At 68.9% G+C, this 1,358-nt stretch carries 1 protein-coding gene; it reads right to left on the reverse strand.

The genetic code is table 11. The features are described 5' to 3' along the window. Window positions 1-1,358, reverse strand: a 1,358-nt coding sequence (locus tag EHH60_RS36845; RefSeq protein WP_124163999.1) for a DUF1522 domain-containing protein, incomplete at both ends; no start/stop codon positions are given.

A 1,358-nucleotide genomic window follows, 5' to 3' on the forward strand; every position in this document is an offset into this window, starting at 1 on the left:
TCCAGCGTCTTGACCGTGCCGTTGGTGCCGTCGCCGAAGGTGACGTCAACCGCGGTGCCGCCGTTGAAGGAGGTGAAGGTCAGGGTCTTGCCGCTGATGCCGCCGATGCCGGAGGTGCGGGCCGCCGAGAATGCGCTGGCGGTGCCGGTGTTGCCGGCGAGGCCAAGCGCATTCAGCGCATTGCCGGTGCCGGTGATCGACAGGTCGGCATTGATGCCGGTCGAGAGCTTGAGCTGGCCGGAGGCGTTGATCGACGAGGCGATCTGGCCCGAGGCGGCCGCAAACGTCGCGGTGCCGTTGGCGGCAATGGTGGCGGTCTGCACGCCGGTGGCAAGGTCGATCGCGTTGAGCACGTCGGAGACATTGCCGGTCTGGAGATAGACCGTCGAGTTGCCGTTGCCGTCGGTGAGGACGTTACCGCTGACGCCGAAGCCGGTCGGGATCGCCGGGGCGTTGGCCGAGCCCGGGACCGGCGCGTTCTTGAAGGTGATGACCTTACCGTTGACGTTCAGCGTCGAACCGTCCGTGATCAGAGCGCCCAGCGAGGTCGAACTGGTCGTGCGGGTCGCCGTCGCCGTGGCGTTGCCGCCACCCGTCGCGGTGGTCAGGCCAAACGCCTTGAGCAGGTCGGCCTTGCCGGTCACGGACACGTCCGCACCCGCCGAGCTCTTCAGCGTCACGATGCCTGCGGCAATCGACGACGGCGTCGCAGCGGAGGCGGCGCCGATGGTCGCAGCACCGTTGGTGATCGTCGAGGTCTGCACGCCGCTGGCGAGGTCGATCGCCGTCAGCACGTCGTTGACGGTCGCAGCCGGGGTGCCGGCGGTGCCGAGGTAAACGGTCGTATTGCCGCTGCCGTCGGTCACGAGATTGCCGCTGACGCCCGAGCCGGTCGGGACCGCGGCCGCGAGCGGAGCCGAGCCGGCGCGGAAGGTGATGGTCTTGCCGTTGACGGTCAGCGTGTCGCCGTCGGCGGGAGCCGTGCCGATCTTGGTGGCGGCGGTGGTGCCGATCAGGGTCATCGTGCCCGTCACAGCGGTGGTGCCGTCGGCGGCGTTCACGGCAACCGTGTTCGAGAACGTGCCCTGGGTCGCACCGAGAGTCGTCGTGCCCGTCGCAGCCGTCGTGCCGCCGGCAGCGCCGCTGTACAGCACGCTGCTGAGCGCCGTGTTGCTGGCATACGACGTCGTGCCGCGCAGGTCCGCCGCGGTCGCACCCGAGATCGTCGTGGAGACGTTGGACTTGGTGGAGTAGCCGACCGTGGTCTGCAGCGCCTGGTTGGCGATCGACTTGGCGCTGTCGATCAGCTTCTGCAGCGAGGTGATGCCGGTGTTGGCAGCCTGCAGCACCTGCACGCC

This window comes from Bradyrhizobium sp. RP6 (assembly GCF_003837805.1).
In the GTDB taxonomy this organism is placed as follows: domain Bacteria; phylum Pseudomonadota; class Alphaproteobacteria; order Rhizobiales; family Xanthobacteraceae; genus Bradyrhizobium.